Origin of the sequence: Paenilisteria portnoyi, assembly GCF_014322795.1 — a bacterium.
Classification (GTDB): domain Bacteria; phylum Bacillota; class Bacilli; order Lactobacillales; family Listeriaceae; genus Listeria_A; species Listeria_A portnoyi.
Window position 1 is genome coordinate 1 of the sequence record NZ_JAASTT010000028.1, and the last position, 24,382, is coordinate 24,382.

The 24,382-nt window shown below is 38.8% G+C and carries 35 protein-coding genes; 1 reads left to right on the plus strand and 34 read right to left on the minus strand.

The genetic code is table 11. The features are described from left to right. Positions 1-58: 58 nt before the first annotated feature. The gene (locus HCJ66_RS14865; protein ID WP_187133851.1) at positions 59-244 is read right to left on the minus strand and encodes a hypothetical protein; all 186 of its coding nucleotides are present in this window, start codon (positions 242-244) and stop codon (positions 59-61) included. A gap of 400 nt (positions 245-644) precedes the next feature. Between HCJ66_RS14865 and HCJ66_RS14870 the strand changes: the two genes are divergently transcribed. Continuing rightward, entirely contained in the window at positions 645-1,256 is a 612-nt protein-coding gene (locus HCJ66_RS14870) for a restriction endonuclease (RefSeq protein ID WP_187133852.1), read from the plus strand. A 467-nt stretch (positions 1,257-1,723) separates the two neighbouring features. Here HCJ66_RS14870 and HCJ66_RS14875 read toward each other — a convergent pair whose 3' ends face one another. The 33 genes from HCJ66_RS14875 to HCJ66_RS15035 all read right to left on the minus strand — a co-directional run bounded on the left by HCJ66_RS14875 (position 1,724) and on the right by HCJ66_RS15035 (position 24,161). Next, a complete protein-coding gene (locus tag HCJ66_RS14875) occupies positions 1,724-2,551 on the minus strand; it encodes a hypothetical protein (RefSeq protein ID WP_187133853.1) in 828 nt (275 codons plus the stop codon). 65 nt (positions 2,552-2,616) lie between these two features. After that, positions 2,617-2,937: a hypothetical protein gene (locus HCJ66_RS14880; protein ID WP_187133887.1), complete on the minus strand. Its 321-nt coding sequence runs from the start codon at positions 2,935-2,937 to the stop codon at positions 2,617-2,619. Positions 2,938-3,325: 388 nt separating this feature from the next. Then, entirely contained in the window at positions 3,326-3,631 is a 306-nt protein-coding gene (locus tag HCJ66_RS14885; protein WP_187133854.1) for a DUF4176 domain-containing protein, read from the minus strand. 14 nt (positions 3,632-3,645) lie between these two features. Next, positions 3,646-4,299, minus strand: a complete 654-nt coding sequence (locus HCJ66_RS14890; protein WP_187133855.1) for a DUF443 family protein — start codon at positions 4,297-4,299, stop codon at positions 3,646-3,648. Between the two features lie 3 nt (positions 4,300-4,302). Further along, positions 4,303-5,706 carry a T7SS effector LXG polymorphic toxin gene (locus HCJ66_RS14895; RefSeq protein ID WP_187133856.1) on the minus strand — a complete coding sequence of 468 codons (1,404 nt, stop codon included), beginning with the start codon at positions 5,704-5,706 and terminating at the stop codon, positions 4,303-4,305. Beyond that, positions 5,703-6,047 (minus strand): DUF3958 family protein, encoded by a 345-nt coding sequence (locus tag HCJ66_RS14900; protein ID WP_187133857.1) that lies wholly within the window; start codon positions 6,045-6,047, stop codon positions 5,703-5,705. Before HCJ66_RS14900 ends, HCJ66_RS14895 begins: the two co-directional genes overlap by 4 nt. 11 nt (positions 6,048-6,058) lie before the next feature. Next, positions 6,059-6,349 (minus strand): TIGR04197 family type VII secretion effector, encoded by a 291-nt coding sequence (locus HCJ66_RS14905; protein WP_185402896.1) that lies wholly within the window; start codon positions 6,347-6,349, stop codon positions 6,059-6,061. A gap of 64 nt (positions 6,350-6,413) precedes the next feature. Next, a complete protein-coding gene (locus HCJ66_RS14910) occupies positions 6,414-6,707 on the minus strand; it encodes a WXG100 family type VII secretion target (protein WP_185408222.1) in 294 nt (97 codons plus the stop codon). A 233-nt stretch (positions 6,708-6,940) separates the two neighbouring features. Next, positions 6,941-7,303: a hypothetical protein gene (locus HCJ66_RS14915; protein ID WP_187133858.1), complete on the minus strand. Its 363-nt coding sequence runs from the start codon at positions 7,301-7,303 to the stop codon at positions 6,941-6,943. A 57-nt stretch (positions 7,304-7,360) separates the two neighbouring features. Continuing rightward, positions 7,361-7,870 carry a hypothetical protein gene (locus HCJ66_RS14920; protein ID WP_187133859.1) on the minus strand — a complete coding sequence of 170 codons (510 nt, stop codon included), beginning with the start codon at positions 7,868-7,870 and terminating at the stop codon, positions 7,361-7,363. A 15-nt stretch (positions 7,871-7,885) separates the two neighbouring features. Continuing rightward, positions 7,886-8,884: a bifunctional lytic transglycosylase/C40 family peptidase gene (locus tag HCJ66_RS14925; RefSeq protein ID WP_187133860.1), complete on the minus strand. Its 999-nt coding sequence runs from the start codon at positions 8,882-8,884 to the stop codon at positions 7,886-7,888. A gap of 1 nt (position 8,885) precedes the next feature. Beyond that, a complete protein-coding gene (locus HCJ66_RS14930) occupies positions 8,886-10,889 on the minus strand; it encodes a CD3337/EF1877 family mobilome membrane protein (protein WP_187133861.1) in 2,004 nt (667 codons plus the stop codon). A gap of 18 nt (positions 10,890-10,907) precedes the next feature. Next, positions 10,908-11,240, minus strand: a complete 333-nt coding sequence (locus HCJ66_RS14935; RefSeq protein WP_181675792.1) for an STIV orfB116 family protein — start codon at positions 11,238-11,240, stop codon at positions 10,908-10,910. Between the two features lie 20 nt (positions 11,241-11,260). Further along, positions 11,261-13,738 carry an ATP-binding protein gene (locus tag HCJ66_RS14940; protein ID WP_246438725.1) on the minus strand — a complete coding sequence of 826 codons (2,478 nt, stop codon included), beginning with the start codon at positions 13,736-13,738 and terminating at the stop codon, positions 11,261-11,263. Beyond that, on the minus strand, positions 13,623-14,168 hold the full coding sequence (locus tag HCJ66_RS14945) for a conjugal transfer protein (RefSeq protein ID WP_246438716.1): 546 nt from the start codon (positions 14,166-14,168) through the stop codon (positions 13,623-13,625). The genes HCJ66_RS14940 and HCJ66_RS14945 overlap by 116 nt, the downstream gene beginning before the upstream one ends. Positions 14,169-14,179: 11 nt before the next feature. Further along, entirely contained in the window at positions 14,180-14,416 is a 237-nt protein-coding gene (locus tag HCJ66_RS14950) for a TcpD family membrane protein (RefSeq protein ID WP_187133863.1), read from the minus strand. A 3-nt stretch (positions 14,417-14,419) separates the two neighbouring features. After that, complete coding sequence (locus HCJ66_RS14955; RefSeq protein ID WP_187133864.1) at positions 14,420-15,478, minus strand: conjugal transfer protein; 1,059 nt, start codon at positions 15,476-15,478, stop codon at positions 14,420-14,422. Between the two features lie 49 nt (positions 15,479-15,527). After that, positions 15,528-15,725: a hypothetical protein gene (locus HCJ66_RS14960; RefSeq protein WP_187133865.1), complete on the minus strand. Its 198-nt coding sequence runs from the start codon at positions 15,723-15,725 to the stop codon at positions 15,528-15,530. A gap of 14 nt (positions 15,726-15,739) precedes the next feature. Then, positions 15,740-16,045 (minus strand): hypothetical protein, encoded by a 306-nt coding sequence (locus tag HCJ66_RS14965; RefSeq protein WP_187133866.1) that lies wholly within the window; start codon positions 16,043-16,045, stop codon positions 15,740-15,742. Positions 16,046-16,086: 41 nt separating this feature from the next. Then, positions 16,087-16,326, minus strand: coding sequence for a hypothetical protein (locus tag HCJ66_RS14970; protein ID WP_187133867.1), 240 nt, complete (start codon positions 16,324-16,326; stop codon positions 16,087-16,089). A gap of 57 nt (positions 16,327-16,383) precedes the next feature. Continuing rightward, entirely contained in the window at positions 16,384-16,530 is a 147-nt protein-coding gene (locus tag HCJ66_RS14975; protein WP_187133868.1) for a hypothetical protein, read from the minus strand. A gap of 30 nt (positions 16,531-16,560) precedes the next feature. Further along, on the minus strand, positions 16,561-17,574 hold the full coding sequence (locus tag HCJ66_RS14980) for a replication initiation factor domain-containing protein (RefSeq protein ID WP_187133869.1): 1,014 nt from the start codon (positions 17,572-17,574) through the stop codon (positions 16,561-16,563). A gap of 422 nt (positions 17,575-17,996) precedes the next feature. Continuing rightward, the gene (locus HCJ66_RS14985; RefSeq protein WP_187133870.1) at positions 17,997-18,233 is read right to left on the minus strand and encodes a DUF3850 domain-containing protein; all 237 of its coding nucleotides are present in this window, start codon (positions 18,231-18,233) and stop codon (positions 17,997-17,999) included. Positions 18,234-18,259: 26 nt separating this feature from the next. Then, positions 18,260-18,778 carry an AAA family ATPase gene (locus HCJ66_RS14990; protein ID WP_187133871.1) on the minus strand — a complete coding sequence of 173 codons (519 nt, stop codon included), beginning with the start codon at positions 18,776-18,778 and terminating at the stop codon, positions 18,260-18,262. A 9-nt stretch (positions 18,779-18,787) separates the two neighbouring features. Beyond that, a complete protein-coding gene (locus HCJ66_RS14995; RefSeq protein ID WP_187133872.1) occupies positions 18,788-19,159 on the minus strand; it encodes an ASCH domain-containing protein in 372 nt (123 codons plus the stop codon). Next, complete coding sequence (locus HCJ66_RS15000; protein WP_187133873.1) at positions 19,137-20,177, minus strand: GNAT family protein; 1,041 nt, start codon at positions 20,175-20,177, stop codon at positions 19,137-19,139. Before HCJ66_RS15000 ends, HCJ66_RS14995 begins: the two co-directional genes overlap by 23 nt. 85 nt (positions 20,178-20,262) lie before the next feature. Then, positions 20,263-21,690 (minus strand): cell division protein FtsK, encoded by a 1,428-nt coding sequence (locus tag HCJ66_RS15005; RefSeq protein ID WP_187133874.1) that lies wholly within the window; start codon positions 21,688-21,690, stop codon positions 20,263-20,265. Positions 21,691-21,706: 16 nt separating this feature from the next. Further along, complete coding sequence (locus HCJ66_RS15010; RefSeq protein WP_187133875.1) at positions 21,707-22,111, minus strand: DUF961 family protein; 405 nt, start codon at positions 22,109-22,111, stop codon at positions 21,707-21,709. A 19-nt stretch (positions 22,112-22,130) separates the two neighbouring features. Beyond that, positions 22,131-22,445 (minus strand): DUF961 family protein, encoded by a 315-nt coding sequence (locus tag HCJ66_RS15015; RefSeq protein WP_181675781.1) that lies wholly within the window; start codon positions 22,443-22,445, stop codon positions 22,131-22,133. A 64-nt stretch (positions 22,446-22,509) separates the two neighbouring features. Next, positions 22,510-23,019, minus strand: coding sequence for an antirestriction protein ArdA (locus HCJ66_RS15020; RefSeq protein ID WP_187133876.1), 510 nt, complete (start codon positions 23,017-23,019; stop codon positions 22,510-22,512). A gap of 6 nt (positions 23,020-23,025) precedes the next feature. Further along, positions 23,026-23,313 carry a hypothetical protein gene (locus HCJ66_RS15025; RefSeq protein ID WP_187133877.1) on the minus strand — a complete coding sequence of 96 codons (288 nt, stop codon included), beginning with the start codon at positions 23,311-23,313 and terminating at the stop codon, positions 23,026-23,028. Positions 23,314-23,338: 25 nt separating this feature from the next. Then, complete coding sequence (locus HCJ66_RS15030; protein WP_187133878.1) at positions 23,339-23,869, minus strand: hypothetical protein; 531 nt, start codon at positions 23,867-23,869, stop codon at positions 23,339-23,341. Between the two features lie 73 nt (positions 23,870-23,942). Next, a complete protein-coding gene (locus HCJ66_RS15035) occupies positions 23,943-24,161 on the minus strand; it encodes a hypothetical protein (protein ID WP_187133879.1) in 219 nt (72 codons plus the stop codon). Positions 24,162-24,382 lie beyond the last annotated feature (221 nt).

Consider the following 24,382-nt stretch of genomic DNA (forward strand, 5'->3'; position numbering starts at 1 on the left):
ACGTTTAAAAATGAAAAATCATAAAATTGGATTCGTCTAATTTCGAATAAAAAGCGACTTATGAAATTGGTTCAATTACTTGTCCACCGACAGTACCAGCCACACCTACATATTTCCCATCATCATAAATTAATACAGCCGAATTTTTGCGTGTTACCTTTTTTGCATCTTCTCCATATGTTTCTTTGTATGTTAAAATACTCGCGTCGATTTCATCGTCATACTTATTTCCACCGCACGCCACTAGTCCAACTAGTAATACCTGGATTGGTTATTGGCTTGATTCTGCGTATTGGCGGAAAGTTGATACATTTATTGTTAGTTCTAACTTTAGCATTGTTAGTTTGGAATTTAATTACGGGGAATGGTTGATGGAGAAGGCTGTTTTGTCACTGAAAGGTGGACAGGACGGCCTTTTTTTGTGATTGTTTGAGATTGGGTAATATAAAAAACACGATATACTTCCTAACCTTAGTACGTGAGAATTCTTAATTTCTATACTATTTCTCGTAATTGCTACAAGTTATTTACACTTATCATTTGATATTTGTAATAATTTAGGATATTCTTTAATTACAAGTTGATACCATACGATAGCTATTTAGTTATTTTATAAAATGAAATTATAACGGGGGAACACAGTCATGAATAATTTTATTGAATCTCTATTTAAAAAGACAAAATCTCCATTTCAATTCGACCATGAAGACATTGATGTTTTTGTAAATCCACCTAGAACAAGGGATAAAGCAAAAAATGATAGATTTACAGAGATAATAGCACGCCTCTATGACTATCAAAATTATAAAACTGAAATTATTGATGGTTACAATGATAGCGGCGCAGATATACTTATCACGAAAAAGAATATTACGACAGCAATACAAATTAAGCATTCACATCCACTTAGCAAAACTAAAAACATAGGCGAAGATGTCTTGAATAAATTGCTACAAGCAAAACATATTCACAATGCAGAGCACTTACAATTAATTACTACAACCTATTTCATTCAAAATACTATAAAAAAAGCCAACTCTTTAAAAATAGACTTAATTGGACGAGATAAGTTATTTAATTTCATATCTAATGTATCACCCGAATTTGTAGCAGCCTTATCATATAACTATTCTATCGAAAATTTTAACACTTGCCCGCATTGCAACAACGGGAAAATGATCGTTGAGAATTCTTCGAAAACCAAAAGTTATTATTATCGTTGTCTAAGTTGTAAAAAAACAGCTGCTATAGATTAAATACCTTAACATAAAAATACAAGAGCTATCCGTTATGTTTAGATAGCTTTTTTATCTTCTTAATGCCAGCATAGAGTCAGTAACCCTCAGAGAGCACATGGGGCACGCCAGTACTACAACTACGAGATACACCTACGGTCATTTATTCCCAAATCGACAAAAAAGTATGTCCGATGATATCAACAGCCTATTTTAATTTTTTTACAACTTGCAGTTTTTTGCAGTTTCACAAATAAAAAAGAGCCCCCGCATATAGCGAAAACTCTTGGTACTCTAAGATGGGTTGTGAGGGGATCGAACCCACGACCCGCTGATTAAGAGTTGAATTTGAGAATTATTATGGGTGTAAATGTTGCTGTGAGTGGGTTTTGATTGTGAATATTGATGGATTTTGGGGTTATTTTTATAGATTTAGGAATTTTTGAGTATAGAATACTATTTCAGACAACCTATTATTCATGTCTCAACTAAAACTCACCATTATTCTTCGCACCATCGCCTTGCTTGTTCTTTTTTCCCCCCGCTTGTTTCAATATACATTTAAATCCATTCCAAATCTGTATAAAGTACGCTTTATATCCCTTACCACATTCAAATATATATTCGCTGACCTGATTACAAAAATAGGCTATGACTTGTAGCGGAATACTAAAAATATAAATTATAAGTAATAATTTAAGACTGTGTTGAAAAAAATGGGAATCTACATCCGCACTTCCCATATCATATATACTCTCTATAATTTTAGATAAATTCTCTATCGACATTGTCCATCCTGTTAACCCCTCAATCTTGTCCATTGAAGCGAATAAAAAACCAATTATCGTAATTAAAAAAGCTAATGGTAAAAAGGACAACTGCAAGAACTTTTTGTGATTCTTTAACAAATTCCTAAAATATACACCTTGCTCTATTTTACTAGTTTTTCTATACATCCCTATGTTCAGTATAATTGGATATACACAAATCGAAATAGAATAAGCAATCAAAACTGAATCAATATCAAACATCCTTCCAATTATGCCCATGAGGGCTGTTAGAGTAAAAAAAGAGAATATATAATTAATAGCAGGGATGTTATACCTATTTTTGTACTGTAACTCCTTCATTTTATTCTCGTACTGATAGCGAAAAAATTTATTCCCTGTAAATATATCTAAAAATATCAATATAAAATTGGCAGCACCAATACATAAACTAATCACAGTGAAGATAAAAATAGGGACTCCAATAATTGTAAGAAATATAGTCATATAACCTCCAAAAATAATTGCATCAATATCAGTACCTCTCACTACAAAAAATATCTTGTAGTTCAACATATCTTCATTAAATGAGAAATATAGATACTAAAACAGAATTAACAAATCACTTTAAAAGGCGCATGTCCACTTTCGCTGTTTCTCAACAGTGTTGGTTTTCTGAACCTTAAACTAGCGTCTAGTCTAAAAATCGCTATTTCTTCCTCTACCTCAATAAAAGAAATATTAATCCATATTGGCGCTCTTGGGAAAAGCCCACCTAGGACTCCGACAACGTCTTTAACTGAGAGTTTCTTATCTCCTATGTTTTCTTTTGTTAAAACCAAGCGCTTCATCATCTCGTCTCCGCCGTCCAACATTTTCCCTTCTTCTTCAACTAGCTCAATAATAAATTTATTTACTGTACTCTGAATTCCCATTTTTTTTTAATTCTCTGGTAGCTTTCAACAAGTTTCCAGCAAATATTTCTTCGTTCATTTGAGTTATTTTGTCCATTGAGATCATTTCCTTTATTTCAGCTTAGTAGATTCAATTTTCTTCAAGTTCCCTAAATTAACATATACAGAATTTGTGAACTCTAATTGATAAATTCCCAACCAATAATTTTTAGTCGCAATCCTAGTATCATTAAATATCAGCTGGAATGGCAACCCTTTTTCGAACAAAATTTATAAGGTGTCGATCCATTATTCCCCATTCTTCTTAGAAAACTTAATATGTACGGGGATGCGACTGTGTTTATTGCTACTCATACAATAACAATAGCCCCTCCCCAAAAATCATTCCGTATCTTTCAACTAACCACTATTACAATTGATTTAACGGCTTATCCACTATCCCTTTTTTCAGTTCAGGATTTTGCTTTAACCAATCTTTATAAACCGATTCAAACCGCTTTTCCTTATCATCACTATATCCTTCGAATATGACCTCATCAATGTTCTCCTCATTGAAATAAAGGATCTTGTCTTGAATCAATCCTGTAGGGTATTCACACGCTGAATAATCGAAATAACGTTGTTCTCTCTCAATCACAACTATTGGACCTCTATTCAAGATCATCATTTGTCGTGTTCCATCTTTCAAGTAAATAATTGAGCCGATAGGTAACAAATTTATACACTCCTTCATATACTTTTAATTTTAGATTTACCAGTTGAATCCGTCGCACTTACCACATTTAGAAAGCTCAAGAAAAAAATCACAATGATAAATACAAGGAAAAACGCACTTTGTGATGATTTAATTTGAGCAAGCAAGGATATATAAACCATCATTAGTAAGAAACAATAGAAAATTGTTATTAAAAATTTATATTTAAATGACTCTGGTTTAACCTTTATTTTTTTATAGCCTAAACCTTCCAAATTCACTTTTTCTTGTAATTTCTTTTTAGCATTTTTAGATATTAGAACCCGCATTAAAAGGATTAAGAGAAACAGAAGTGCAAACGCTAAGTACTCAATTCCCACAGATAAATGAAATTGAAAAGCAATTTTTCTATAGATTGGAATCAAAAAGATAATCAAAACCGCCAATATGCTCTTATATGGTGTTTTTAAATTCGCTTTCTGCTTTTCTTTGACCTCCTCTGGCACAGCTAGTTGCGATGCTATCTGAGAATCAATAATACAAACCTTTCTTGCAAAGATGCCACTTAAAAATGGAAATATAAAAAATAAAAATGGGCTATCCAAATCTAATAAATATACTTCATTTCCAGAATGAATAATTCTATACCGTATATTTTTATATATGCCTTCTATATCAGCCGACTTCAAAACTTACCAACTCCAGTTCATGGGATTAAGCGCATTACCTATAGCTTCAACGCCCTCTCCTATCTTGTCCCCAGCAAAATCAAGCCCCTGACCGATTTTGTCTCCAGCCCAATTAAGCCCTTGATCAATTTTATCTCCTGTCCAGTCAAGCCCATCTTTAATTCCTAGGACGTTATTATCATATAAATATTCAAAACCTTGGACAGCAACAAACCCAACCGCAGCTCCGCCTAAAACAGCCCAACCTACAGGGTTACTTACCCCAAGAGCCACTAAAGCTGTCGTTGTTAACGCTGATCCAGCCATAGCTCCACCAACACCAACAAGAGTAGATGTACCACTATGCGTAGTTGCTTCGCCTAAAGTTTTACCATCATTCATCATGTCATCAGCCACACCTAATCCAAAGCCAACTACAGATAATGCTGGACCTAAGCCCTTGGCGAATTTTCCTATTTTAAGTCCATTTTGAACAATACCAGGACCTTTACCAGCTTGATTCACTATGACAAATGGGTTAGGTCCGTCACTTCTGGCAAGAGCCTCTAAAACGGTTCTTATTCCACCAAATTTGACAACTCCTAAAGATATTAAACTAGTTATATCAGCCGAGTACTGCCCCACATAACCATATCCTCCTTGAATCATGTTTATCAGCCAAGTTTGCCAGCTCTCAGGCACATCTTCATCAGGATGGTCCGCAGCATAGTTTTGTAAATAGGCAATATCTTGTGCATTCAAGTTTGGCATCTTGCTATCAATATTCCCTACCATAAACGCATCGTATGAACTATTTATGGGTTTTATCCAAGAATTATCGATTGCCGAAACATCAAAAGATCCTGTCCTAGCATTGAATCCCTGTCCACTAGTAACTGCTTTTAAACCTGATTCAACATTACTAAATAGTCCATCTAACTCCGAGAAAATTTGTGCAGACGCTCCATCAAAAGCAATTAGTTTATCTAATTTCATCTGACTATCTTGCGCCTGTGAATGCAAGGAATCCACAATCCCTCTATTTGCAATCCCTAAAGCTGGGAGATTTGAGCTATGTGTCAATGTTTCCATATCCATTGCTAAATTATTCAGCCGTTGTATTTGACTTCGTAGAACTTCTTCTTGCAAAGAATTTGAGTCTACATCAGCTTGATATTGCTCTGGAAGCTTGTTAATTGCCCTCTCAAGTGTTTCAGCGATTAAAATTACACCATTTGCTAGAGGAATATAAATGGTCTGGAAATATTGCTTCGCCGAGTCATATGTTCTCCCCTTCAAACCTGCTTCTGCTACAAATTGGTCAATCCCTGTCTTGATTGCTTCCATTCCCTCTATATGCCCTCTACAAAAACTACTAGCAGTTGAAGCTTGAGTTTCAGATTGATCTAAAAACATATTCAGGCTCACTTATTTTCCTCCTCCCATATTTTTTTCCTTTGAAAAATTAAATCTTCTTCTTGATCCTGATAATAACGTTTCTTATTCCTAATTTCGTCCTGTTCATTCATCAACTCATTCATAAATCTATCTTGATATCGCCTGATGTCATTCTGATTATCAGATGTACGATATGCCATGTCCCCTACAAGCCATGTACGATTGATATCAAAAAACAATTGTTCTTTTTGATTTAAAATTTCTTCAAATTGAACTTTGGTACTTTCTATTTTTCGTTCCTGACGTTCAACGTCATAAAAAGCTTGTTGTGTATCATTGATTTGATTCGTAATTTCTTGAAATTTGTCCAAGTCCTTTCCTCCTATAAAGTCGGTAAGTTCATATCAAAATTTTGTTGCATTTGACGATCAAGAGATTCAAATTCATTAGCCACACTTCGTATATTCTCTATATCTTGTTTAAAAGCAAGAGTAAATCTTTGAACAACTTGAGACTCTTGAGTTATATAATCTTTTGCTTTTTGGTTTCCTTGAAGTGTCGTTTGATTATCTTGCTGAACAGATTTGTCTGCCTCCAAATGATTCACAGCACTGTTCAATGACGTAGCAACCTTCTGCGCTACACTTAACTGACTAACAATTTCCCCAGACACCTTTAACACCTCTTCCTCTAAAAAAAGCGCCTCTCATTTAAAGATAAAGGCGCAGTTTCATTATTCAAAATCCGAAATTTTGAGACAATGCCTGATCTTGCTCCTCCACTGCTGTTGCTGTTTTCGCTAATTGTTGTTCGATTTGATGCATTAGATTAGAGAAATCTGTCACTTTAGGCTTTAATTGTTGGAACTGCTCATCAAATTTTTGAAAAGCCGCACCTTCCCATTCACCGCGTAATTGTTCTTGTAAATTTGTTAACTCCCGTAGAATTTGTTCAATGTCCTGCCCTTTACGACCATAAGTCTTGGAACGATCGCGTAGTTCTGCAGGGCTCATTCTGATTTGACCTGACATAGACCTCATCTCCTCATTTTATATTATGTAGCATACAGATTATACCATGAAAAAACAGCTTTTGTATACGCTTTTATTTATATATTTTGCTATGAATATCCTTTTAATCTCCTCTTTAGTATATTTCATTACCATATAAGGCTATATTTAATGTTATATAATTACTTTTTTATTACTAGTAAGTTTGATATTAAAATAAACTCTATCCCTATTCCTAGGGATAAAGTCAAAAATTATTCCTCTACTTCTAACTCTTTACCATGGCGCTCCTTGTATGAAACTTTCGCATCTTCTTTGATGTAATTCTCCGTATCTAAATTAGTCACTAGTTCCAAGTGATTTTTTGTATCCGACATTTTTTTATAGTAGGAATCAACAGTCCTTCCTTCAATTTCACTTGCAATTCCTATATACTTCCCATCATCATATACTAAAATAGCAGAATTTTTGCGTTTTACTTTTTCAGCATATGCTCCATGATCATCTTTAAACTTTTGAACCGCCGTGGTTATCTCATCCTCATATTCATTCTCACCGCACGCCACTAATCCAACTAGTAGCATCAGCCCTATTCCTAATATCAGTATTTTCTTCATGTTGTTTTCCCCCTCTTTATCAGTATATCACCTCATATTTTTGTTATCTATTATTTTCTATAAATTTGTCAAAATTAACACATTTTTCACTAACCACTGCCCTTTTTCTTTCACTAAGATGGTTTGGAGAAGTAATTTGCTGGTACTATCTATATTGTTTACGGTGATTGTTAATTCGATAATATTCAGGAATTGCTTGCTCTCACCACTACCTTCTCTTTGATAGGAAGCCAAGCTTTGAATCGTGTTTTTGACGTATAATCTATCTGTATCTTGCTCATTTCCATCTGCACTCGGAAACGCCATCGCAAATCCTTTGGCTGTTGTTCGTTTCTGGATCTGTTTTTGTTTCGTAGCTGTGGGCTCATTGCCAAAAAGTAAACGGATAAATGCTTGATTTGCTTCCGTTGCCTGTCCACGTTCTTTTTCTTCTGCCTTTTTTTGCACGATACGATCCTTTTCACCTTTCATTTCTGCCACTTGCTCTTGGCTTTTGTGAACGCTATACACAGACACACCAACCACAAGTAACAAAATCACGCTCATGCCTAATACCCACTTTCTCATGCTAGCACCCCTATTCTAGTTTAATACGCGCCCATAGCTATAAAAATGCGCCTTCCAATACCCTGTTGTTACAGAACTATACTCGATGCCCGAATCATTACTGTTATACATTTTTCCTCCACCAAGGTAAATACCTACATGTGTGATTAGTTTTCCCGCGTAAGTGCCTGAGAAGAACACTAAGTCCCCTGCTCTTGCTTCGGTTTCACTCACTCTTTTTGCGGTATTAAATTGTTCTTGTGCCGTTCTTGGTAATCGCACACCAGCCATTCGGTAACACCATGAAGTCAAACCTGAACAGTCAAAACCGCTCGCAGGACTTGCGCCTCCCCATACATATGGGTTGCCTTGATATTTCAATGCTTCGTCCATGACTTTCTTAAAATTACCCGACGCTACCGTGGTTCCCCCCGCACTTGGGGTTACTTGTAAATAGCGCATCACATGATCCACATAGGATGGATCGCCGTAAGATACCCAGCCTAATTTGCTCGCTTGATAGCTACTAAAGGAGAGTGCCAGTTCCTTTGTATACGCGCCTCCACGCGCTTGCACATAATCAATGAAACCACCACCGTAGTTATACGATTGTAACGTCAATTTGATGTCGCCATGCGCTTTTTGAAAGACGTTTTTAAAATGTTGAATCCCAACATCGATACTTTTCTCAGGATCTAAAATACTATTCGGTGGTAGACCGATGCTTTCTGAACTCTGCATGACATCCAATACTCGTCCGCCAGACTCTTGCATCGAAAGTGCCATAATCACATTTAATTGTGCTGTCATCCCATATTTTTGCGCATATTTTTCGAAAATGGGGCGGAATCGCTCAATTTCTGGCGCTAATCCTGTGGAACCATAACTACTCGTTGTGGATTCTAACATCGTGGATTCTTGTTCTCTATCGTCCCCAGTTCCTGCAAATACAGCCACAACCATCAAACATAAAAGTAACATTCCCAAGAAAGGGAGCAACGGCGCTCCCCATTTGATGATTCGTTTCCACAACATGTTAACCATCCCTCTTCTCTGGCGCTAGGTGCATTCGTTCCATGTCTGTTCCTGTTCTTTTTGTTTCTCTTGGCTCGATGGAAATGGGTGTTTTTTCTTGCGTTGGTGCTTCTGGAACCACTCGTTTCGGTACCACTTTTTGCACGGTTCTTGTGGGCTTCTCTGTTGGTAGTATCGTTCCTGTCTCTGGTGCTTTTCTTTGAGGCGTTCGTTCCACGGAAGAAGCTGTCACATTATCTATCTTAGAATCTGTAGGAATTGGCTTTTTATCTGACCCAGTTGTTCGTATTTGCGGGGAAGCTGCCGTTGTCGCTGGCGCTCCATCTTTGGGCTCGCCTTCGTGTACCACACTAATTTTAGCCCCATTGGATGTCGTGACAGCAGGTGTCTGTTTCTGTGGCGTACGTACTTCCGCTACGGGTTCCTCATTTGCTGGTGTTATCTTCTTTTGTGGTGTTCGATCTTCTGGTGGTGTTTCTGGTGAAGTAGGTGCCTCTTTTCTGCCAGAGATTTTGGAGGCAATCCATCGAGAAGGTTGGATCATGGTCGCATTCATCGTGGCACCAGCAACATGCCCTGTTTTTTTCGCGGCTTCCCACGATGGCTGCACAACTTCTTGACGCACACGCTCAATCATTTTATTATCCACGCTTTTTACTTTTCCAGCTGTGACAAAAGAAATCGCCTTATCACGCTTGATGTATAGCAAAATTAATAAGCCCGCAGTGACAATCAGGTTTAATGCGTACATCCCAAATCCTAGTGGTGGAATCATCGTGTCTACGATAAAACACATCAAATATACCAAAACCACTAGCAGACCAAGGATCGCCTTCACGACAAACACCGAGATCAAACGTTTCAGCCCGACATACCCCGAATTTGCCATCCACGGAAGCCATGCCATGAAGAACATGATGGGGAGTAAAAAAGCAATCCCTAATGCAAGGAACTGTAGCAAAAAGCTAAAGAATGCCATCATCAAGAAAGGAATACCTAACGCAATCGCGCCAATGAACCCAACGAAATTAACACCGAATTGCGTGTAGACATTTCCATCTGCCATTTCTTCATTGTTGTATATATCCATCTCAGTATTTTTAATGTAGTCTGCTTTTGCTTTCTCACCCTCACTTGTCAACTTGTAGCTAAGCAAAGTATCGACCCGACTCAAACCTTTCTTATCTTTCACCACACTATTGATCTTCGCCTCATCCGTGGCACCAAAGTTTGCTATCAAGAATGGTTTCTTCAACGCTATATCAAAATACACATTGCGCATAATCGCAACCGTTCCTTCCACTTCACTTCCGCTCTTAATCTTGCTTGTATCGGCGTAATTTCCCGAACCTCCAAACACATGTACAATTGTATTGCCTACACTCATCAACTTCCCTTGCGCCTCAATGGATAGGGCGTTCATTGTCTGCATCATATACCCTGCATTTAACATCCACCACCCGCCAATGCCTATCACTAGAAGCATCATGAAAAATCGTTTGATGGCTTCTTTGGCACTTTGCTTCACAAAAAATAGGTAGGCGATATAGCCCATTCCTAGAATAAAAAGCAACTGTCCAAAATTCGCTTTGAGTGTCTGGTACATTTTCGTGGATATCATCGTTAGCTTATCCGCAAAGGTATCGATGGGTTTTAAGTTATACAGAACATCCATCCCAGTATCCACAATGTTCACGACCATCTGGGACAGCGAAGCAAAAACATTCGCTAAACCTAGAAACGCGCCCTTCACCTTCGAATCCGCGGCTTCATTATTCGCTTGGTATCTGGACAAAGGAAACCGTTTGATATGCAAACTTACCCCCGCTTTTTTCACATCTTTTGGTTGCGTAACATTATTCGGGTCTTTCGCTGTTTTTTCTGCATTGGCTTGATTGACATCGTTCAACGTAGCCGTTGGATCGTCCGCTGCCAATGTCTGACTCGGGATCGCAAGGATAAAAAGACTTAATATCGCTAGAAACAACCATTTCCGCTTTTTCATTTGGCATCTCCTTTCTGCTTAATCGATTTTTTGCAATAAAAAAAACGCATAAGCGCTTGTCTTCAAATCTTGAACTTGTAATTCTTTATGTTCTGGCACACGATCGTAGAGTTTAAAACAAATCACAGGTTGATCTCTGCGTTGCCGAAAACGCTGACGGTTCACGGTCACAGGAATACCCAATAATGCGGATAGAAAAGTAGCTGTAGACGCGTGTCCTATATAGCTTTCCACATCTCCCACCCGAGCATACGCCCGTACCAGACACTTTGCTTCCATCAAAGTGAGTTCTTTCGCTCGGTAACTGCCAGCACCTGTCATGACGAGACTATTTAATAAAGCTAGCTTCACAACCGAATCCTCCTCCCTATTTATAGATATCGTTCCTCCGCGTACGCCACACTTGATTTCTCAATCGTGGCAAGCGCACCTTCCCATTCACTAAACAGACATTCCACGCTCATTTTGGCAGTACGTCCGTAGTAATCTTTGAATAAACACTGCCCTTGGAACATGCTCTCCAACATCTCCTCATTCTCTTTCGTCGTTTCCATGTTCATCCAACGCAGTACATCCTTCCGTTCATTCGGCTCATCAAACGCAAATGCCATCCCAAAGTTCCCCGAATCCTCTTCGGTGAGTGCATCTTTCGTCGATTGCGAAATAAAGTACAGCGCATTATTATAAGAACGCCCTACCCGACGCATACTCTTTTCTACTTTCTTGCCTTGCGGACTTGTGGTAATCATCCACGCTTCATCGATAAACTCGAGCGTCTTCTCCTCTTTATTTTGACCGAACAGCTCGCAGAATTTACCCAGACAAAACATGATTGCACAGGACTTCAATTGACTATCCGTGTAACTCGCAAATTCATCTGTTGCTTCTGGTAAATCTAAGTTCTCAATTTCGATAATGCTAATGCGCTCGGTCAACGAAAGCGCTGGATTCGAGCCATCATGAATCACTAATTTCAAGATAGAATCTGCCACGATTTCTTGTAAAAACGCGGCGGCTTCTTGCACCGCTTGATTGTCAGATGTCAGCATCGTTTCAATGACATGGATCGAACCCACCTGTTCTCCTGCCTGTTTTCGCTCAATCACGGATGTAATCGCTTTTAAAAAGGCAGTATGCACGACGTCTTTCCCTTTGAAATCATAGACTTGCTGGAAAACGACTTGTAAGAGTTCTTTCGCTTCCATACTTGGCAAGAGTACAATCGGGTCTAAGGCACCCCAGTTCTCCTTCTCTCTTGCATCCATCGTGACATAATGTAATTTCTCCAGATGCGCCACAAATAAAGGAAACTCTTCTCGGATTTCTTTATTTTTGATGATTTTACGTATCCATTTTCGCATTTCCTTTTTCGGATCGATGTAAAGGCTCTTAACGTCTAGCATCGAGGAGTATAAGAACAACATTTTCGCTAAAAAGGATTTCCCCGTCCCCGTATCCCCCGTAATAAGCACGTGCGGGCTACGTGTTTTGGAGCCTTTAATCTGCTGATTCGCCATGAAAGGATGGTATAGTACAAAATCTCGGCTCGACTGAATCGCGCTCTCTAGATCCGTATGCTCATTAAATCGATCAATCCAGCCAATGTGGAAGCCAATTTTACTGCCCACTTCTGCATTCACCCCAAAACAACACTCGCCCAGCCCATCTTGCGTCGTTTTTTGAATCCAGTTTTTATCAGTTGCATCGAGTGTCGCACCAGGCAACATTTTATAAAACAGATACAATTGATCCGCAGCAGGCACCTGGCATTTGATTCCCGCTCCTTTGAGATGTCGTCGTACCATACTTGCCTTGCGTTGGCATTCCTTTTTGCTATCACCTGTCACCACAATCGTTGCCAGCCAATTCATCATATTGATGTTGTCCTGCTTCACATCTTCTTGCAGTTGCCGAATCATCTGTTCACTGCGTACGATCGCCGTATCCGCACGATCCCCAGACATATTCTGCTCTTTCTCCGTCTCGCGCAATTGCTGTTTTTTCATACCGAGCGATGTTTTCGTGACACTTTTCGACTCCGCATGCACTTTCATCCCCACTTCTACCGGAAATGGCAAAGACTGTGTTTCATAAAATAAATCCGACTCCGCCATATTATCCAGAAACTCATCGACAACCAAGAAGGAAGTAAACCCCGTTTCAAAATTACTCGTCAAACGAAGCGTATCCATCCGTGTTGGATCAATCACCGTATTCGTAATCGCACCAACCGTCCGATTTTCTTGCTCGATACCCACCTCATGTTCCAATCCACGAATAAAGTTATAGCGATTAAAATAAATCAAATCATCCTCGGTAATCCGTTGTCCCTGTACACTAGCTATCACTTGTGCCAGCGTTTCCTCCACTTCGGCATACTGTGCAAAAAACGCATCCGTCTTATGACGCTCCACGCCAAATAAATTCAAGATCGTATCTGTCGTGGTTGCCAATACCGATTGCACATTCTCTTTTAAATCGGCATCCAAACGAATCGCGCTCGTTTTCAGTTTCACACCAACCAGAAAATCATATTTCGTCAATCGTCCCAATCGTGCCTTCAAAATTCGCACCGCTTCGGAGTTGTAATACCCTGCCAAATCTTCCGCATCTAAGGCAATATCCGCCTCCAATTCTCCAAAACGCGCTTCCAATTGATAATCCTGTGGGTACATACTCAAGTGAAAATCTTCATACTTCGTTATTTCCTCAAATAAACGTCGCCATCGCGTTTTATAATTCGTTACGACATCCTTGTTCTGCATCGGGATCGACTGACTTTTGATGCGATAATACGCGAACACGTCGCCCTTCCTCGTTAACAGTAAATTCCCTTTGATTGCCTTCATCGGCGTTTTTAGTTGCATGCCTTTTCTCCACCACCCTCACTAATGTTCGAAATGTTATTTTCTTCTCGCGCAACAAATCGGTTGGTTCATCCTGACAAAACAGTTTCTTTTGCCATTTCACCGTCCATAAATACTTGCTGAGATCATATAAATACAAATAAATATTCTTCCCGTCTGGCTTAATCTTGATGATAAGAAATGTCAGTCCCAAAGGAACACCAATCAAAAAGAAAAACCATGTATGAGAAAACGCATGAGGAAACCCCATGCGTCGGATACCATAACCTACAAAGAAAGTAAGCACGGCAAAAAGAATGAAATTAATCGCTGGTACTAGTTCAATCGCAAAGGGCAAACTCACGTCATTGTATAGATGCCGAATCTGCTTCGGTTGTCGCATCGCTTTCCGATAATTAAATACCATCCGCATGAGATCGCCTCCTATAGCATTTTAAAAACACTTGTGACCCAACCCGTAATTAAGGTGAAATTCGTAATCGCAAAACCTACGGCACCCCCAGCAATCAAGACGACCACAATTTTCCCAATACTCATTTTGGCAAAGTTTTTAATCACTTGCCAAGCCACCAAAATAACAATCGCTTGCGTAAAAACGGTGAGTACCCAATGTTGAATTGAAGACAAAGTAGGTAATGCCCCTATAATAAAGTGTTCCATCTGTTAAAAACTCCTTTCATGAGACAGCTTCGTGACAAAGTACTGTCCCTCTTTTTTTATAATATCTATCGTGAACGACTCGGAAGTCGGGATTTGAACCGTTTTATCTCGAAACTGCACGGTTGCTTGGACTTGGAAGCCATCTTCCCTTTTCACCACATACGTATCCGCCACCGTATCAAAAGCTAACATACCCTCTAAGCTTTCTGGTGTTTTCATCATGTATGCCATATCCGCTTTCGTTGCGGATGCATATTTAGAGAAGAAATCGATTACAAACGCATCAATCGCCTTCTTTTCGGTACCATCATATTCCGCAGGTGCTTCCGTTTTCTTTTGTACAATTTTCGTCTGCAACGTGTAGGTTTCCGTTACATACGGCGCATCTTGGATGGCATAACCTCTCCCATTCGTCGTTACAGGAATATTCAGCAACGCTTCTTGGGTCACTGCCTGTGTGGCTCTGATGGTTCCCTTCACTTTTTTCGTTTTGCCTTTGCCATTTGGCACGACCTTCTCAATCACTTTCGTTACTGGCAATTCATTGACATACACCACTTTGTACTGAAATAATGTGCCACCACGGATAGCCTGCGTATTATAGATCGTTGCCGATGTTAAAGAACGGTCACCCTTGATATCCTGCACGGAAAAATAGGACATCTTTTGTTCCGTACCTTCCGTCTGTACCATGTACGCGTCTAGTTGTTTTTCACGCGCTTCCAACTTTTGAGAATCATTGACTACCGTCATGTAGGTGCGTATAAACGGTGTTAAGAAATTCGTTCCCGCCACCATATTGATTCCTTTTGGACTGTCATTCGTCACTTTTGGTTGGGTCGCTTCTCGGTCTAAGACATTGACAACGGATCGCGTGTTTAACGCCAAGAAAATCCCCAAAACACTGATGCCTAAAATCGTAAATAAAAGCAAGTACAACCAAAAAGCGAGTAACCGCGAATGATCCCGCTGTAATTTCCCACGTTGCTTCGTTGGGCGTTCTAATGTTTTCACACCAGCAACCAGCCGTTTCCACCAGCCTACTTTCTGTTTTTCTTCCACTACCATCGCTTCCTTCCCATAAAAAATAAGCCTGACAATGCACGGCTTTTTAGCAGTAATATTTAATATAATTCCGATCGGCATTCCACATTTCTAGTAAACGCTGATCGGTGATGTGCGTTGCATCCAAGGCTTTTCCTTCCTCGACAAGTTCTTCTAATCGCCGACGAAGCTCTTCAAAAAGTGCACCATTTAATTCATGCACACAATCGCGCTGTAAATAATACACTTTATACGTTACTTGCATCACTAGGCACCTCCTTATTTTTTATAATACCGTCGCCCCTCTTGCCACTTTAATACATTTCTTACTTTCGCGAGCAACGCCAAAGCCTCTCCCCCCTCATAATATACATAGTAGCGTGCTAGCATCTTCCCCGTTTGTTTTTTATACATTGCTTTATAAAAACTGTATTGTATTTTCACAGATAGAAGTTCCATTTTCCCTATTTCTGTTCGGTCGTATTTTTTTATTTTTTTACGTTCAATCACCAACATAGCATTTTTATCAATATCCTTAATAAAAATAGTCTCCGCATTCCCCACCTGAAATCCTAATGCTTTCATTTCTTTAGAGACCGTATGCATAGAATCATCACGACCCTTCACTAAATTGCTTGTATAGCATCTGAAGGCACTTTATATACACCAAAACCATCCAGTATATAAATTAAAGCACCGTCAAACATGATGTCAAATACCTCATAATAGCCGTAAACTTCTAGTTGCATGTCTTCTACTTTTTCGATTAATTGTATCGTGTCTCCAATTTCCAGCATGCCATTCACTCCATTTTTCACATAAAAAATAACCGTTCCATAAGATACGGTTTTGGTTATGTTATGCAATTTATTTACATCGTAACCACATTTTAAATAGGAGTTGTTACTACGGAAAGATAATACCTACTCCACTATTTTAATGTGACTCTTTTTTCGTTCTAGCATGATCTTGACTCGCTGTAATACTATGTCTGCCTCATTGAAATCTATTTTTTCCTCCACGAATAATTGAATCACTTTATCCGATACTTCTGTTATTCGATTTTGCATAGACTCTCCTCCTCTACATTTTTCACAAAATCATGCAACGATTATCATATCATGTACCTCAGCTGTTAATACTTTCAACATCGCCTCATGCTTATCTGACAACACAGCTTCCTCTATCATCGTTTCCAAGGTGGAATCTTTACCTAAAATTTCATCTGCCATCTGCACCAATTTCATAGATGCGGAAACCTGTGATTTCAGCCAGTACTCCGTCTTTCGATAAAACGCGATTTCGGGTGCACTGGTCAATCTTAATGGTGCTATATCTTGTAATAATTGTTCCCAGCCTTTCTTGGTTTGTTGCCATTTTCGCTTGTTGGTAGGCACTTTTTGAGCCTCGAATCTCAAGTATTCCATCAGAATGCCTTGACTTAAAAAAACGAAATTACGTGTCTCTAATAATTTTCGCAACGCTGTATCCGCTCGTTCATCACGCAGCCGTATTTCATAACGATTCCAAAAACCGATATCCTCCACGTCTACATTTAATTTTTTAGCTTGTTCATGGTCTTTTTGATACATCGCAATATAGACGGCGCTTTTCTTGGAACCGAAGTAGAGTGTCACACCTTCCACAGCACCTGTGCTTAAATTGCCTGAACCATGAAAATCATACGCTCTAAAATGGGAATCGATATAACCTAATTGCGCCTGCATCATGATTTCAGGAATTTCCAAATAGCCATGACGGTCATCCATAGCGACATCTAATCGTGTAATTTTCCCACCTTCTTGTAAACATTGTTCCAAAAATGAAAACCAATCACGCCCCTGCGCTTGTAAAATACCTTCGAGTTGGCGACAACCTTGTCCACCAAGTTCAATCATGATGCCCCTGTTATCTGTAGGCGATGAATTATACACCCGAATTTGGTCTAGCTGAAATAATTCCGCATAGCCAAATTTAGAACTTGCATCGTTATAAAAATATGCTTTTTTAATTTGCACGACGGTTTCTAGGAAATGCTCGATATCATGACGTTTGAATGTCATTCGAAAATAATCTAGTTTGCCACTAATGGGCTCTGTGGGTCCATATTCCACTTAAATCAACCTCCATTTCCATTGGGCTCTATCTATTGGCGCGCTAAGTCGCAACGCTGTTTCTATGTCTTCCTCTACCCCCCTGTTAGTAGTGGGGGGTTCTCACTCCATTTCGCGCGCGCCCCTACGTTGCCACTGGCTCCCGCTGGTCGCCGACGTGGCACGCGCGAAATGGAAGTTATCAGCAGATACTATAATCTACCTAAAAATCCAACTGACTATAGCTTATTGGCTAACGCCTTTCATTAACACTACAGTTGTTGGCATGCACATCTTAGCACGGTATTGTTCCAAACCTAAGCTAATCCGTGCATGTATAAACGCCCTTTAAATCCCACTAATTCTGTAAAATACCGCTACAATCATAAGAAGAATCCATACAAAAAGCTCCATTCTAGTAAAAGAACGAAGCCATTTTTTTATCATATTTTTTCAAAACCAAAAACCACATAATCTATTTTCTGGTTATAATCAGTAATGTATTTAATTTTTACCGTTATTTTTTCACCTGAATAAATTTGCTCTTTTTCAAAAAACTCATTCAGTACAACTGTATCTCCTACTTGGTAGTTCCTATCATTTTTACGAATTTCAAAGCACTTTAAATCTTGTTTAATAGGAAGAAAATACTCGGAATTAATCTTTATGTCATGCGTCAAAATTAATCCCTCCTATAATTTTATTTCTAACCAATAAAATCTGCAAGTTCTTGCATTTGTTCTTTAGAGTTATATACAAAAATGGGAATATTTTTGTCTTCGGCAAACTTATGGGCTTCTTCAATTTCCTTTTTTTGAAAATCTTTTAGCAAATCTAATTTCCACTTACTCCCATCCCTATCCTCCAGTCGTTTCTGAATAACTTCTGGTTTTTCAGTTACAACAACAATCTTCTCCATATTCGTACCCTCAAATGTATTATTAGGCAATGGACATATTAATCCTTGTTCATTTAATAATGCAAAATGTCCGTCTAGCACAACTTTGTCATTCGCTTCTAACTCTAATCTATTAAGACTCTCTTTCCAAATAGACTGATTGGTATCTATACCCTTTGTGAATTTGTCCTCTTGTTGAATCACATTTCCACCTTGTCGAATTAAATCGCTTATCGAAAAACATTTAATTGGAAGCACTCCAGATAGCGCTTGTAATAAGGTCGTTTTTCCTGCTCCGTGTATACCAGAAACAAATGTATAATTCATATGTCCTCCTTATAAGTAGCAAAATGATTGTGGCGCACTTTTTATCTGCTCAAAGAAACTTAAATCTAGTGGTTCATCATACGGTATAAATTTCTTTATTTTTATTGCATATCCAATATCTCGTCCTTCAAAGTACTCTTCAAAAAAAGTTTGGGATATCCCTGAAAATTCAGAGGTTAAATCCCATAATTCAGAAGGCTTCCGTTCAAGAATATCATCAATTAAAAATTCACCGACTACTTTTCCATATGGCTTGGTAGCATAAATAACAACAGATTCGATATTAGTTTTTTTAAAAATACTCTTCCTATATTCGAACTGTTTATTACCTTCGACTATTTCTTTAACAAATTCTGGCTTAATTGATAACATAACCTTCATTTACTTCACCTAATTCTAATATTTTTTGGAACTCTTCATCTAGGATACCACAAAAACCAAAGTAATTGTTTCTAGCCATCCCAACTTTTTCACATAAATCATGTCTCACAATTCGTTTTTGTAAAGGAGCGTTGTATAACATTTTAACAACATGGGGATAATTTTTGTTCCTCCAAAAATCCTTTAATTGACTTTCTGAAAAAATTGATCCTTTTCCACAATACTTTAAAAACGAAGCACAATCATTAAACTCATTTATATTTTTATATTCTACAACAGTACATATAGAGGTTCCTACAGAGGTCCATTCTGCATTACCACCCGCTGCAGTTCTATAAATCATCAATAGGTCACCTTTTTTCAAAACAGGAATACCGCTCATCTTAGTCAAATAAACTTTCTCTAGTGTATTTGTAAAAGATAAATCCTCAATTTGATGATTCTTTTCTGTACTTAATTTAGATTCGGGAAATAATTTCGTATGAAAATTAGGTAAAACACCTAACAAATACTTTTCTTTCCCCTCTTCTTCAAACCTAGGGAAATCTTTAAAAAGATCCTCTTGTATTTCTAAATCTTTAAAGTAAACGAGTTCTCCATTAGATTTGGTTCCCCACTTTTTGAATCCAAATTTTTCAAATAGAGCAACTAATCCCTTTTGCTTCTCAAATACAGTGACATACACCATAGGAAACTCTTCTTCAATAAACATTCTCAGTGCAATACTTAAAAATCTCTGTCCAAGCACAGTCCCATGAGCATTTATTTTAAAAGTCCCTATTTTTAGCCTTCTTTCCTTTTCGAATTTAGGAATTATATTATTATCTTCCTCATTCTCATCCTTTAGATATAGAAAACCTTGAACTTTTCCAGCTTCCCTAAAAACATAAGCTGAGTTCTCTTCCTTTGACTCAAACCATCTCTCAAAACCTGGGTAGTCATCCTTTAGACTACTAAAAAAATTATCAGATAAGTCAATGTCCCCGAAACGTTCTTTCTCTATAACATCTTTTAGCATACATATCATCCTCCCTTTTTCTCATTATATCACATAATTGCATAATTTTAGATATAATTGGATGTCTGTAAAAGGTATTTCAAGTTCACACTATTTCTTCAAACTCAGCCAAGAAATCATATTCAGGGTTCACGTAAGGACTATAGAATTCTGAGATAACGCCTTTCCCAGCATCCACATATCCAAAGCCCTTGACCGTCTTAAATCCAAACTGCTTATCCGCATCACCAAACATCATGCGGTAACCAATTTCAGAGTTGCTACCCAGCGCCACACGGAAATTAAACTGATCGCGAATACCACCACCGAGATATTCCGTGTCAGGTCGTTGCAAGCCAACAATCAAAAAGAAACCTGCTTGCCGACCTAGCATCACAATTTGTTTCAAGTTTGAGATATATTCGCTTTTCTCCTTCATATCCAGCATTTCAATAAAAGAAGCTAGTTCGTCCATAATCAGAAACTGTGGTCGTAAACCCAAGGCACGATAATTATTCCCTGTACGGTAATTCTCCATCTGCTTCATCTCACCAGATCGCGCAAGCATTTCTTCTTTAAACACCCGCGTCGCCATGAGTATCCCACCTTTTTGCGAATACACAGAAGGAAAAATACCATCTAAATCCGCCAGATCTGCATTCTTGGGATCACAAATTTTCATATCTTCTTTTCGACAAGCCCCATTCAGCAGACCTTTAATAATCGACAGAATAAAAATCGATTTCCCTGCGCCTGTTCCACCTGAAATCAGCATGTGGGGCAATTTATCAAAATCCCAAATCACGCGTGTCATGAGTGCCAGCTTCCCTGCTTTCGATACCAAATCTTGAATCGTCAAACGATCTCGTGAAATACCATAGATGAATTGATAACAAACAAAACCTTCCTCATCAATCACCTTATCCAAATCACAATAGAGCGTTTTTTCCAATGTTTTCGTAAATGTCAAAAACGTATCTTGATACTTCCGCCCATCTAGTGGAAACCGAATACGAATCATTTTATCTTTCGTCACTTCATAATAGATTTTCGGGAAGTATGTCACACGCTCTTTCGTCACCATTTTTCTTGCCTTTGCTTGATTTCCTAATGAAAAATCCCACATCTGCTCCTTCTCTACTTGTTTGGTCTCCATATCAAATAAACCACGGTCAATCACAAATACCGCAATCATCTGCCGTTGCTTCATAAATAAATACCGCTCAAAAAAGATAATCTTACATAAAAATGGACACGCTAATCCCATCAAGATGCTACCCAGCAACACCAATAAGAAATGCTTATACTGAATGGCTTGTATATAACGCTGTATCTCTTCCCAGCCCGTACTAGTTGATAGTTCTGGAAACGGATAGGCTGGCAAAATTGGTACCAACCACAAGCCTAAAGCCAGAGCAATCAAAAAAGCAGAGATAAACAGACTTATCCCTGCTCGACGAAGAAGATAACGGGTTTCATAATGAATCCGCGTGCCACGAGGTTGGTAAATATGCTTTGCTATAAATGCTTTCATCGCTTATGCCTCCGTTTTACTTTTGTTTTCCTTCTTCAGGTTTCGTGTTTTCAGGTGGTTTCGATTTGTTAGCACCTGAAACGGGCGTGATCCTCCCAGCTTCAATTTTATAGTTAACCATCAAATTCCCAGATACAGAATAAGAAGTAAACGGAACGATTGCCACACCTTCTAATTTCACTTCGGTTAGATACGGCAGATCCACGCGCTCACCTGTTGGAGGCAAGAAAACGTTCAAAATATCATTTTGCGCTTCACTTTTCACGCCATAACGATAGGCTTTAATCGCACCTGTGTATTCCCCTTCAATGGCTTCCATCTGCTCGCCATCTTCCCCTAAAAACAATAGCTTCCCAAATGTTTTTTCCACATCAATTTTGTCACTCGTTAACGGATTTTGTTTATTAATACGAATTGTCATTTTCCATTCCTCCTATTTTTTAGACTGCTTCCAATGTATCAACTTTGACGACCCAGTTAATAATACCGCCACCGTCAGATCGTTGCGCCAATCCTTCTACGACAGGATTTACCAATCGAACCGTTTGATCGTGTTCCAAAACTGGTACCACGGCATCTACAGGTACAAAAACGTCCAAGCCACCTGCATGTTTTTGCCCATATAAGAAATAGCAATGATGTGTTACCTTCCGATTTCGTCCCGTGCCTGTCGTTAAATCATTCATTTCTTTCCGACTACTAAAAGCCAATGTTCCAAATTCCGATTCCTTTAAACAAAAATTTTGTAATGTCATATTCTCTCCTACTTTCTTTTTTTGTAATGAAAAAAGGCACCACATTGTGATACCTTTCCGCTTCTTATACAATTTCTAAAATCACACCGTCACCCGTATCATAGTAGCAGCCTTCCAATTCCAAATCTCTACCCATGCCTTCATAATCGATATGCTGTTGAATGATATCAGGCACACCACGTAGATAGCCATTTTCTTCGATAAAATCATATGCCACATCGGTCATGGAGTTGCATTCCTCATGCACGCAAATACTATCCAAACTTTCTAGCGCTTCCAAGATTTCTGGGTACCAGCCTTCTTCGACGAGATCCCCAGCATATTTGACAACGGGATTTCCCGATTCTCGATCGTAAGCTTCTGCAATTTCATTGAGTTTATCCAGTGATTCATATTCCTTAATCTCAAACGGCGCAACAAAATCATGAATTGCAAATTCCTCATATCGTACGCCATCTAGTCCAATCTTCTCTGCAACTTCGTCCTTATCGACTGGTAATGTAAACCACGCGCCTTGCGAAATACCTTCCGTATACTTACCAAGATTCACGATGTATACCTGTATGTCCTCCATACACATTTACCACCTTTCGTCTGAATACGCTTCGTCAAACGCTTCTACAAATTCCTCAAATTTATCTTCCAAAATCATACTCTCTAAATCTCTGTAATGAGAACGAATCCGCCCATCTGGTGTTTCTAAATAATCCACATAACTCGCTTTCACCTCTGTTTGTATGCGATCCCACACAAAGAAAAAAAATCGAGCATCATCAAAGTGTGGCTCTAACCAATTATCGCGAAAGCCCTCTGCAAAGGCTTCATAAGGAATATGCTTTTCTTCCACTTTTGCTTTTTTCTTAAACATCACCATCACCGCCTATCTATATTCATCACAGCAAACCATACGTAGCTCTCGCCTCGTTAAAATCAGATCGGTACCCATCTAGTCGATTCGCTATACAAACGGCAGCCTCTCTTGCACACACCAGACTAGCAAAATAAAAAGCATCTTCCCCAGCCTCGTAACTTTCTAGCGTTTGAGTATACAACCGTTCAATATGTGACACCTCTTGCCGAACCACATAAGCAAGAAAATTGTCGTCCTCGTTTGTTAAAGCTATCAATTCTTCGATGTAGATTTCAATAAAACGATCTAACGAGTAAAAACGACGATGAATAGTGAGCTCATATAATTCATTTTCAATATGCATCATAGCTTCTTCTCCCGCACCATAAAGGACGTCTAATTCACTCGGTTCACGCCCATTTTCGCGAATCCCCTCTAGATAAGCAAACATGCGTCGAACAGCTTCTCGCTCTATTTCTCGCACATCCATATCCGATAAAGTGGGATAATCCCGTTTAAAGAAAGCACCGATATCCACAGCATTTTCATAAATCAAGTCATCCATAAGAGCCATTTCCCACGCCCCAATCCATAAAAAATAGCCTCTGCAAGGTTACAAAGGCTATCTCATTTTTTCTTACTAGCTTTTATTCTCGTTGCGACCACCCAGAATACAGGAAACCTTCCCCATCTTCTTGCGCGTAAAAAATAAAAGAAACCGCCTTACCATCACGCGCATCCGAAGCAGGTAATCCATAAACAAATACATCGTCCCCATAACCAGATGATTGATCGAGACCTTGTTCTTGCGACGCTTGATGCAAGCTCTCTACCACTTGCTCTTCTGTACAATGCTGGTTCGCCATAAATTGATAATCTGCTATAAAATACGCTAGCTTATGAAAAGTCACCATCTATCATCCGAAATCACACATGCTACATTCATATTCGGATATCACCTCTCAAAAAAATCATTTCCCGCTCGGTTCTTGTATCCATCATCGCGCTTATCAACTGCTCTCCACTTCCATAGATCCCCGCAGTATATAGTAGGTTAATTATAACCATCAGATTGCTTTCACCAGTG

Excerpts from the sequence above, each read along its gene's own strand:
- HCJ66_RS14870 (WP_187133852.1), top strand. The coding sequence starts at position 645 with ATGAATAATTTTATTGAATCTCTATTTAAAAAGACAAAATCTCCATTT.
- HCJ66_RS14880 (WP_187133887.1), bottom strand. The coding sequence starts at position 2,937 with ATGGGAATTCAGAGTACAGTAAATAAATTTATTATTGAGCTAGTTGAA.
- HCJ66_RS14910 (WP_185408222.1), bottom strand. The coding sequence starts at position 6,707 with ATGTCAGGTCAAATCAGAATGAGCCCTGCAGAACTACGCGATCGTTCC.
- HCJ66_RS14915 (WP_187133858.1), bottom strand. The coding sequence starts at position 7,303 with ATGAAGAAAATACTGATATTAGGAATAGGGCTGATGCTACTAGTTGGA.
- HCJ66_RS14920 (WP_187133859.1), bottom strand. The coding sequence starts at position 7,870 with ATGAGAAAGTGGGTATTAGGCATGAGCGTGATTTTGTTACTTGTGGTT.
- HCJ66_RS14925 (WP_187133860.1), bottom strand. The coding sequence starts at position 8,884 with ATGTTGTGGAAACGAATCATCAAATGGGGAGCGCCGTTGCTCCCTTTC.
- HCJ66_RS14930 (WP_187133861.1), bottom strand. The coding sequence starts at position 10,889 with ATGAAAAAGCGGAAATGGTTGTTTCTAGCGATATTAAGTCTTTTTATC.
- HCJ66_RS14940 (WP_246438725.1), bottom strand. The coding sequence starts at position 13,738 with ATGAAGGCAATCAAAGGGAATTTACTGTTAACGAGGAAGGGCGACGTG.
- HCJ66_RS14945 (WP_246438716.1), bottom strand. The coding sequence starts at position 14,168 with ATGCGGATGGTATTTAATTATCGGAAAGCGATGCGACAACCGAAGCAG.
- HCJ66_RS14950 (WP_187133863.1), bottom strand. The coding sequence starts at position 14,416 with ATGGAACACTTTATTATAGGGGCATTACCTACTTTGTCTTCAATTCAA.
- HCJ66_RS14960 (WP_187133865.1), bottom strand. The coding sequence starts at position 15,725 with ATGCAAGTAACGTATAAAGTGTATTATTTACAGCGCGATTGTGTGCAT.
- HCJ66_RS14965 (WP_187133866.1), bottom strand. The coding sequence starts at position 16,045 with ATGAAAGCATTAGGATTTCAGGTGGGGAATGCGGAGACTATTTTTATT.
- HCJ66_RS14975 (WP_187133868.1), bottom strand. The coding sequence starts at position 16,530 with ATGCAAAATCGAATAACAGAAGTATCGGATAAAGTGATTCAATTATTC.
- HCJ66_RS14990 (WP_187133871.1), bottom strand. The coding sequence starts at position 18,778 with ATGAATTATACATTTGTTTCTGGTATACACGGAGCAGGAAAAACGACC.
- HCJ66_RS14995 (WP_187133872.1), bottom strand. The coding sequence starts at position 19,159 with ATGAAGGTTATGTTATCAATTAAGCCAGAATTTGTTAAAGAAATAGTC.
- HCJ66_RS15000 (WP_187133873.1), bottom strand. The coding sequence starts at position 20,177 with ATGCTAAAAGATGTTATAGAGAAAGAACGTTTCGGGGACATTGACTTA.
- HCJ66_RS15005 (WP_187133874.1), bottom strand. The coding sequence starts at position 21,690 with ATGAAAGCATTTATAGCAAAGCATATTTACCAACCTCGTGGCACGCGG.
- HCJ66_RS15010 (WP_187133875.1), bottom strand. The coding sequence starts at position 22,111 with ATGACAATTCGTATTAATAAACAAAATCCGTTAACGAGTGACAAAATT.
- HCJ66_RS15015 (WP_181675781.1), bottom strand. The coding sequence starts at position 22,445 with ATGACATTACAAAATTTTTGTTTAAAGGAATCGGAATTTGGAACATTG.
- HCJ66_RS15020 (WP_187133876.1), bottom strand. The coding sequence starts at position 23,019 with ATGGAGGACATACAGGTATACATCGTGAATCTTGGTAAGTATACGGAA.
- HCJ66_RS15025 (WP_187133877.1), bottom strand. The coding sequence starts at position 23,313 with ATGTTTAAGAAAAAAGCAAAAGTGGAAGAAAAGCATATTCCTTATGAA.
- HCJ66_RS15030 (WP_187133878.1), bottom strand. The coding sequence starts at position 23,869 with ATGGCTCTTATGGATGACTTGATTTATGAAAATGCTGTGGATATCGGT.
- HCJ66_RS15035 (WP_187133879.1), bottom strand. The coding sequence starts at position 24,161 with ATGGCGAACCAGCATTGTACAGAAGAGCAAGTGGTAGAGAGCTTGCAT.